Annotated in this window: 8 protein-coding genes and 1 pseudogene; 2 read left to right on the top strand and 7 right to left on the bottom strand. The window is 43.3% G+C overall.

The genetic code is table 11. The features are described from left to right. Positions 1-553: 553 nt before the first annotated feature. Together LC586_RS13835 and LC586_RS13830 are read right to left on the bottom strand one after the other, a co-directional pair. Positions 554-1,576 carry a spore photoproduct lyase family protein gene (locus LC586_RS13835; RefSeq protein WP_229485372.1) on the bottom strand — a complete coding sequence of 341 codons (1,023 nt, stop codon included), beginning with the start codon at positions 1,574-1,576 and terminating at the stop codon, positions 554-556. A gap of 103 nt (positions 1,577-1,679) precedes the next feature. After that, entirely contained in the window at positions 1,680-2,036 is a 357-nt protein-coding gene (locus LC586_RS13830; protein WP_094351476.1) for a hypothetical protein, read from the bottom strand. Positions 2,037-2,182: 146 nt separating this feature from the next. Between LC586_RS13830 and LC586_RS41880 the strand changes: the two genes are divergently transcribed. After that, positions 2,183-2,362 carry a zinc ribbon domain-containing protein gene (locus LC586_RS41880; RefSeq protein ID WP_438822899.1) on the top strand — a complete coding sequence of 60 codons (180 nt, stop codon included), beginning with the start codon at positions 2,183-2,185 and terminating at the stop codon, positions 2,360-2,362. Between the two features lie 631 nt (positions 2,363-2,993). Here the strand turns inward: LC586_RS41880 and coaBC are convergent. The 3 genes from coaBC to LC586_RS13810 form a co-directional block, all read right to left on the bottom strand. After that, on the bottom strand, positions 2,994-4,199 hold the full coding sequence (gene coaBC, locus LC586_RS13820; RefSeq protein WP_229485366.1) for a bifunctional phosphopantothenoylcysteine decarboxylase/phosphopantothenate--cysteine ligase CoaBC: 1,206 nt from the start codon (positions 4,197-4,199) through the stop codon (positions 2,994-2,996). A gap of 80 nt (positions 4,200-4,279) precedes the next feature. Further along, complete coding sequence (gene isiD / locus LC586_RS13815; protein WP_100897932.1) at positions 4,280-4,492, bottom strand: protein IsiD; 213 nt, start codon at positions 4,490-4,492, stop codon at positions 4,280-4,282. Positions 4,493-4,647: 155 nt separating this feature from the next. After that, a complete protein-coding gene (locus LC586_RS13810; protein ID WP_438822898.1) occupies positions 4,648-5,250 on the bottom strand; it encodes an alpha/beta hydrolase in 603 nt (200 codons plus the stop codon). 104 nt (positions 5,251-5,354) lie between these two features. On the opposite strand from LC586_RS13810, the gene LC586_RS13805 reads away from it, so the two are divergent. After that, the gene (locus LC586_RS13805) at positions 5,355-5,639 is read left to right on the top strand and encodes a hypothetical protein (RefSeq protein WP_229485364.1); all 285 of its coding nucleotides are present in this window, start codon (positions 5,355-5,357) and stop codon (positions 5,637-5,639) included. On the opposite strand, the gene LC586_RS13800 is transcribed toward LC586_RS13805, so the two are convergent. Then, the gene (locus LC586_RS13800) at positions 5,629-5,790 is read right to left on the bottom strand and encodes a hypothetical protein (protein ID WP_229485363.1); all 162 of its coding nucleotides are present in this window, start codon (positions 5,788-5,790) and stop codon (positions 5,629-5,631) included. The two genes, LC586_RS13805 and LC586_RS13800, sit on opposite strands and share 11 nt — an antisense overlap. Positions 5,791-5,848: 58 nt before the next feature. Continuing rightward, a pseudogene (locus LC586_RS13790) lies at positions 5,849-8,524 on the bottom strand (beta strand repeat-containing protein); the annotation flags it as partial. Positions 8,525-8,794 lie beyond the last annotated feature (270 nt).

Raw genomic sequence — 8,794 nt, 5'->3', positions numbered from 1 at the left:
AAACGACCACCCGAATTCAATAAACGACCACCCGAATTCAATAAACGACCACCCGAATTCAATAAACGACCACCCGAATTCAATAAACGACCACCCGAATTCAATAAACGACCACCCGAATTCAATAGACCTCTTGCATAAATCAAACAATTTGAACCCCACCCCGCCAAAGCTATGCTTTGTCTCCCCTCCCCGCTTGCGGGGAGGGGTTGGGGGTGGGGTGTTAGAGACTTTTGCAAGAGGTCTAATATATTTATTGCATAAATTCTCAAAACCTCACTTGAAACCTGATTTACTAAGGTTTTAGCTTTAGTATTACCCCACCCTAACCATCACTGCGATTAAGTAGGTAATCTTTGGGATTTAAGAAGAAATTCGACTTGTGTGTACACGGTAGCCTTAAAAAGGGGGGCAAAAGCCCTTCAAAGTCCCCCTTTTTAAGGGGGATTTAGGGGGATCTCTTCTGCGTAAGTCCTAATGATATGAGTACTTTGTCCTTCACTCAGCACTCAGCAGATGAAGAGTTCAAACTGTATTTGAGCAAGGTGGTCTTCTAAGTCCAATAAAGAATTTCAGCATTTGGAAAGCGCCTACTAATCTCACTCTCAAAAAAGCTACGCAACGCCTTCATTGTGTCCTTATCGTAAACGTACTTCGTCCCACCAAACTTATTACGCTTGACACTGCGTTTTGCCTCATCCATCTCTAATTTTGATTGCGGATACCAAGTTTGTAACACTTCTTTTGATCCAGGTGTGAACCGATGCGAGATTAACTCAAAGGTAAGGTTACAGTCAAAATCCAGTGTCTCGTTTATCTGGTCAAACAAACGACTATAGTGTATCTGCCAATCGTCTATCGGCATAATTGGCGCGATAACCAAGCCTACTGGATAACCGCCACCGCCACGCTCTTGTGGTAGCGCCAACCGTCGCAATGCATTAAGTCTAGATACTACGGATGCCGTGCCACCTTCAAACTTACCAGAAATCGGTGCTGCATTAACGCTCATCCGACAGCGAGTATGCCCATTGTGTGGTAAATCGAGTAATCCATCCACAGCATCGAACTTCGATACCCAACGTAGATGTGCATTGCTACGAGTGCCAAAGTAACGGATACATTCAGCAAGACTTCCAGTTAAATGCTCAATACCCAATGGATCTGTGTAACAGCTAACTTCAAAACTTGTGGTTTTCCCCTGTTGCTCGTAGTTAGCTAAGTTCTCTAATATCTGCGGTAAGTTAGCAAAAACGCGGATGACAGGTGGCCCAGACAAGCTACCAGCTAGGTAGCAGTATTGACAGTGAGCCGGACAACCTTCGGCAATGTGAAACTGCCAATCCGCAGAAGGTGGGATGGGACTCAGTTTAAAAGAACTGGGTGGTGCAGTAACCACCGCTAAGGTACGCTTGGCAATGTTGTAAGTATCCCGCTCAGATTCACCGCGCAGACCCTTCAGGCGGTTCTGTGATAGTTCTTCTATTGATAAATTGAGTGACTGCACACGTTTAAGAATCTGCTGCCCCCAATCCTCATCTAGGGCAGCAGGTGTAAACAGTACCCGTTCAGGTATCCACAACCTTGGCGATCTTGTTTGTGTATCTGATACTGAAACTTGGTCTGTAATGGTATTCAGCAATATCTTTCTCCGTTATTTAGTTTGCTGATTTCTGCAATTAATTTTCAAGGACTTGCTTAATTCGTCGCTCTAACAAATCAAGATCCAAACTGCCTTCATCACGGTTAATTCGACGCACAGTTGAATTAACATTAGCTAAATTAACCAATAAATCTTGAAGAATTTCCTGCTGCTGACGGGCTTGAGTAACCTCGTGTGGTTCCTGTACTAAATCACGCACGATGGTATCTTCAGCGCGAGAGGCGATAATTGGATCACTTTGCCCTTGAACGTGAACAAAGGTTCGTCGCCCTGGGCCTCGCTCCTCTTCTATCGGTATAACTGCTGTTACTTGGTCAGAACGCACATATTTGCCAAATCCCAAATGGACTAGTTCTGATGAGAGTATTTTCATATAATTGAAGCGTTATTTTTATGTCTTACTTATATTGTAAAATCTAGAAAAGTGACTTGAAGCCATAGAGCATACGGGTTATACCCAATTCAAGGTAGTAGTTTCCTTTCCCAATTGCTGCTTGATATCTCTATGTCAATCACACTATTTTTGCCAGCTTTCGGGCTTGTTCTGGGGTTTCACTAAGCTCAATAAACTCAAGTTTTAGGTTGCGTCATCGCACCCATGTTTGTAAATGCGGTTGTGTTTTGCAGAGGGATCATAATGCAAGCATTAACATTCTGAATATTGGTAAGCTTTCCTACGGTCGGGCAGACCGGAAGTAACGCTACAGGACTAGCGACCTCTACTCTACTTGGGGAAACCCTGGTTGAGCAAGTAACTAGGGTGAATGTAGAATCCCCATCTTCAAGGTACTCATTCGATGGGGAGTGTCAATAGTAGCCTCTTTATTCACTGGCAGGATATTTAATCTTGCTCTGATTCAATGTCCTCATCTGCGATCGCAAAATCACTGATGTAGTCGCGTACAACACGCTCAAAAAATAGGGGAGCAGGCATTCCTACGGTCATATTTAGGAGCTTTTAACTGAGTAAACCAGCGACGTTTGGAAACCTCAACTTTCACCAAAGGTTGAGGCAAAGAAGGATATGTTACAATACGGTTCAGTTAAGGCTTAAATATTAGTCAAAGTCAATTTTTTTAACGTAGACGCTGCATCGGCTTGCCGGAGGCTACCGCAAAGGACGCAAAGAACGCAAAGGAAGAGAAGAAAGAAATGCTTAACTGAACTGTATTGGGATATGTTACTATTTCCAAGCTTACTACAAAGCTGAATTTTCCTTTTGTGTCAGGTAAGGCGATCGGATCGGTAAATGATGTAATTTAAAATGTCAATACATCAGTAAGATGCAAAAAGAAGTTTTTGTGTCTTGGCGCGGTACTAAGGAACTTGGTCAAAATAGGACAAAATCAAATAATTGATGGGCCATTTCTAATTTAGAACAAGGTGCGATCGCTACTTGCCGTCCTTGATTATCTAAAAATATCGCTTGATTATTATCACTCCCAAAACCACTATCAGGTTGATCGATGGGATTGGCAATAATAGCATCAAGTTTTTTACTCTGTAACTTTTCTAATGCTGGCTTGACAATATCCCCAGTTTGTGCTGCAAAACCAATTAATATTTGATGCGGCTGTTTAAGTTTTGCTAATTGGGCGACTATATCGGGTACTGGTTCCAGGGGTAAGGCTTGGGGGAGCGATCGCTTGGGTAATTTCTCTGTACTATAATCTCGTGGCTTCACATCTGCAACGGCTGCTGACATGACAATTACATCAGCGTTGGGTAAATATTCCAGCATGGACTGCTGCATTTGCTCTGCACTAACAACAGGAATTGTTTGCACTCCTAATGGTACATCCCAATTAGCAAGGCCATGTACTAGGGTGACACTTGCGCCTCGGTGAAGTGCCGCTTGTGCTAAAGCTAATCCCATTTTACCTGTGGAAGGATTACCAATAAATCTAACTGGGTCAAGATACTCTCGCGTTCCCCCAGCACTAATTAACACTCGTTTACCAGCTAAATCTCGTTTACCTTGAGTGTGTAACAACGATTGGATGTGAGCCAAAATTTCTGGAGGTTCTGCTAATCTACCAGCACCGATGCGATCGCACGCTAATAATCCTGATGCTGTATTCATCCCATGATATCGGCTATCGATCAATAGCTGTTGCCAATTTCGCTGCACTGATAACTGTTTCCACATATCCGTATTCATTGCGGGTGCTAACAGCACCGGACAAGTAGAAGCCAGTACGGTATTTGTGAGTAAATTATCCGCCATCCCATAGGCTAATTTGGCTAATGTATTAGCTGTTAAGGGTGCAATTACCATGACATCTGCCCATTCACCCAACTCAATATGCAACGGGCGAGAGTGAGTTGGTTGCCAAAAATCATCATCTGTGTAGGCCCGATGACGAGATAGGGTGGCTATTGTCAGAGGCGTGATAAATTCTTGCGCCGAACGGGTGAGGATAACTCGAACCTCTACCCCAGTTTTAAACAGCGTCGAAACTAATGCACAGATTTTGTAGGCGGCGATACCGCCACCTACAGCAATTAGAACCTTGTTCAACTTTGGATTAGGCATGGTAAAAAGTTAGGAGTAAGTAGTTACAAAAATTAGTACTAAATAGTTAAAACTCCTAACTCCTAACTCCTAACTCTCAACTACGCTTCATCGTAGGGTTCCAAGTCTAAGAGGTAGATATAGGGTTCAACTAACTCTGGGCGCTGAAATGCGATCGCTCGCAATAAATGCCAATCATTTAAACCCTCAAAAGCATTACTATAATTATCTAGCTCCAGACGTGTAGCCAGTTCTTCTACTTCTGCCACAGTCATGGCAGCAATTTCTTTCCTGGAAATGCTTAGAGTTGTCATAATGCTCGCCCCTCCCTTATGCAGCACTCGCCTTCAGCATGGGTTAAGTTGCGCTCTTTCGCAGCCACCCAATATATATTACTCATTAGAAGTCATTAATTTCGTGAAAATTGTCAGAATTTGTACCATAATTTATAAAAAATTCGTAATCCTGACTAAGCAATTATATTTACAACGAAATTTTGTAGCACCTCTAACGTTTGTAGATTTATTTCATGCCCCATGTCAAATTCGTGGTATTCTACCGCCACTTTTAGAGACTTTAGAGTTTCTCGTGCCTTCAAAGCAGCTTGTAGTGGGACAACTTCATCATATCTCCCGTGGCTGATTAAAATCGGCGGAATCCCTTTTTGATCTGCCGTTACTGCATCAGGATGTAAATACCCACTCATGATAGCTAAACCTGCTAGGGGCAATTTTGAGCCGACATCTAAAGTCATTGCCCCGCCTTGAGAAAATCCACTTAAAATAGTGCGTGACAAAGGTACGCCAGTGGTACTTTCTAAAGATTGCAAAAAATCTATTAGCAGTTGCCGACTTTCTGCCAATCCTTGATACATATTCTCCACTCGCAGGTCATACCATGCCCTGCCTACTGGAGAATAGGGATAAGGATAAGGTGCGTTGGGTAATACAAATTGATAATCGGGTAAGTTGAGCAAGGGTAACAAAGATGCTACATCTTCAGCATTAGCACCCCAACCATGCAAAGTGACAATTAAGCCTGCGGGGGGTTGAGAATCTCTCTTAACGGTGATAGCTTGTAAAGACAGAGGTTTACTCCTAAAATTCTACACTTTTCATAGATCCTATCTCTTCAAGTGGACTTAGTATTTAGCGGCATTTGCTGCTTGCCTAAAGAATGCCTACGTCGTCAAGTAATTTATGGAAAACACAAATCGGCAGTTTTGAGTTAACCGCGATTTACATCGACGATAGTGGTGAAATCATGATCCGCCAAGAAGACTTTATTTTAAAGCCAGCCAATGATGCTTCTGTAGTTTTTCGCACCCAAAGCTTTTTAGGACGGGAGTACCAATCTGACTTTTCACGGCATGTGGAAAAGGCCATTTTGAGGGTTTTCCAAACCCTGATTTTTCCGTTAGCTATTTTCATTAACTTAAAGCTATTGACAATTAGGCTGTAGAAAAAGTCACGTTTTTTCGAGGCTTGAAGACTTCCCGTGAAAAGTCAGAGTACCAATATTGTTTACAAACTCCCTCTGGTAAAGAACTCCACGCGCGATCGCTGGCTATAATAGCATTGAAAAATCGGATGCGAGTTGCTATTTTAGACACCTCGCAATCCGACCATTTCCTATTTTCTCTGCTTAGAGTGATAGAGCGCTAATCACAATTAAACAACCACAAAATTGTTTTTGGTTAGTGACAACCCACTCGAAAGTTGTCCAAATTGTACCTGAGTAAAGGCGATCGCACTGCCATCTTGGTCAAAGAACAATGCACCTGTAACATCGTTGTAAATAAATCGCTGAGTGCTAGTGGTTGCAGATGCTCCGATGCTAAACTGATTTGTCTTAAGTGAACCTGGTGATAACCCGCCACCAAAACCAGCAGCCGATACCCGAATGAGTTCATTAGTCGCGTTGAAGTCATAAATTCCATCAATGCCTTCATTGAAACTATTGAAAGCAAAGGTATCAGTACCAGATCCTCCAATTAGGCTATCATTACCTTTGCCACCTATGAGAGTATCATTGCCACTACCACCGTTGAGAGTATCATTCCCATTGCTCCCCAGAATCAAGTCATCGTACTGTGTACCTGTGATCTCTAATCGTTCGATATTCTTGTAGCTAACCTGATTCGTGCCAGCCGTAATTGCTCCTTCGTTAGTGATAGCATTGAATGTCGAAGTGATTCCCTCGCCCTCGGTATCACCGCTATCATTGACAATCAACAAATCGTCACCTTTGCCCCCATCTATTGTGTCATTGCCACGAATAACCTCAACGCTGGAATATTCACGATACCCGACATAGAAAGTAAAGTTTCCTATTATCCTATCGTTGCCATTGCTCCCCACAATATTGTCATCGGACTCTGTACCTGCGATCTCTAATCGTTCGATATTCTTGTAACTAACCCGATTCCTGCCTGCCGTAATTAAGCCAGTATTAGTGGTAACATCGAAAGTTGAAGTGATTCCCTCGCTACTATTGGCGGTATATGACAACAAATCGTCACCTCTGCCCCCATCTATCGTATCATTGCCATTACCGAACGTGGAGAGCGTATCATTGCCATTGCTCCCCACAATCAAGTCATCGTAGGATGTACCTGTGATATCTAATCGCTCGATATTTTTGTAGCTAACCCGACTCGCGCCCGCCGTAATTGTTCCAGTATTAGTAGTAGCATTGAATGTCGAAGTGATTCCCTCGCTACCATAGTTCAAAAACTTCAACAAATCGTCACCTGTTCCCCCATCTACCGTATCATTACCACTCCTGCCCGGATCGAGCGTATCGTTCCCATTGTTCCCCACAATCAAGTCATCGTCGAATCCACCTGTGATATTTAATCGTTCGATATTTTTGTAGCTAACTAGTCTCGTGGCTTCCGTAATTAAGCCAGTATTAGTGGTAGCATCGAAAGTTGAAGTGATTCCCTCGCTAGTATTGGCGGTATAGGACAACAAATCGTCACCTTTGCCCCCATCTATCGTATCATTGCCACTATAGCCCGGGTCGAGCATATCGTTGCCGTTGCTCCCCACAATCAAGTCATTGTACTCTGTACCTTTGATTTCTAATCGTTCGATATCTTTGTAGCTAACTCGGTTCGTGCCTAGCGTAATTGAGCCAATGTTAGTAATAGTATTAAAAGTCGAAGTGATTCCCCCGGTAATATCGTAGGAACTATCACTGGTGTCATAGGACAGCAAATCGTCACCTTTACCTCCATCTATCGTATCATTGCCACTGAAGTTCTTGAAAAACGTATCGTTGCCGTCACCACCATTGAGTAGGTTATTGGCTTTTGAAAAGTTAACAATCAAGTAATCGTCACCAGCGCCACCGTTGAGAGTGTTGTTACCAGAGGAGTAATTGTTGTTCCCGTTGCGGCTTTCGTAGCCTGAGGCAGAGAGACTATCGTTGCCATCACCCCCAGAGAGCAGCTGATCGCCTCCTACAAAAAAATCAAGATTTGAAGAACCAACATCCAAGCGATCGTCACCACTACCACCAAGAAGGGTATCATTGTCCGTACCACCAAGAAGGTTGTCATTGCCCGCATCACCCGACAACAGGTCATCCCCTTCACCACCGTTGAAGGAGTCATTCCCTTCACCACCGTTGAGGGAGTCATCCCCTTCACCACCGTTGAGGTAGTCATTTCCTTCACCACCAATGAGAGTATCATTGCCCGTACCACCGCGCAGCAGGTCGTTACCACTCAAGCCATCGATTTTATCATTACCCGCCTGACCATTCACCACATCATTTGAGTTGTCTAAACCTGTAATGTTGTTGTCAAGGTCATTGAGGAATGTCACTGTGTTCTTATTGAACAGGTTAGTTTGAGTGGAGTTGGCATTAAACACATCAAAACTGTCGGCGATGCTGGTTTGTCCATCAAACAGGATATTGCCAATAGCAGGTCGTGAAGAAATTGCTGGCAGATTATTCAGGTTTTCTAATTTGAAGTTTTGAAGGATGACTTTTGAATAAGCCTCCCCTTCAAAGGTGATTTCCAGATTGCTGCCGTTCTGAGTAAGCAGCAGATTTTGGGGAGTAAAATAATAGCCTTGGAATTGGATGGTATCCACTTCGGCAATGACTGCTGCTGAGGGAGTTACGCCTTTACCTACGCCACCGAAATCAGTAATAGTATCAGTATTGCTACTAGAGTAATAGTTTAAGTTGTAGACAAATTTATCCTTGCCACCGCCACCAGTCAGACTATCGTTGTCCTGATCAAATGAGTCGTTACCATTACCATTAATCGTATCTGCGCTGTTAGTGCCCAGTAGGGTATCATTCCCGTTGATTCCAATGATATTTGCCATAATTTTTTCCTACCTGAATCGATTTTTCGAGTAAATTAGGTTCTCAAGTTGCAGTTAGCGCTGTTTGAACGCCCAAAAATTCGCCAAATGTTGACGTTTCGACGTTCTTTCATGTCACCCTTGAGTCAGCTTAATCCAAGCACAAGCGAAATGTAACATCGCTAAGTAGTTACAGCAGATTGCAACAGGCGTGAGGTACAGATATTGTAGGGGCACAACATGTTGTGCCCCTACCCGTGTACTTCATTTACCTGAAATACGCTGTATCTA

It is taken from the genome of Nostoc favosum CHAB5714, from assembly GCF_020829495.1.
Classification (GTDB): Bacteria; Cyanobacteriota; Cyanobacteriia; order Cyanobacteriales; family Nostocaceae; genus Nostoc; species Nostoc favosum.
Note: the sequence above shows the minus strand (reverse complement) of the source record. Positions and strands in the feature narration are given on the sequence as shown.

Bases quoted from the DNA above. Each gene is read 5' to 3' on its own strand.
- LC586_RS13830 (WP_094351476.1), bottom strand. From the start codon at position 2,036: ATGAAAATACTCTCATCAGAACTAGTCCATTTGGGATTTGGCAAATAT.
- coaBC (WP_229485366.1), bottom strand. From the start codon at position 4,199: ATGCCTAATCCAAAGTTGAACAAGGTTCTAATTGCTGTAGGTGGCGGT.
- LC586_RS13805 (WP_229485364.1), top strand. From the start codon at position 5,355: ATGCCTACGTCGTCAAGTAATTTATGGAAAACACAAATCGGCAGTTTT.
- isiD (WP_100897932.1), bottom strand. From the start codon at position 4,492: ATGACAACTCTAAGCATTTCCAGGAAAGAAATTGCTGCCATGACTGTG.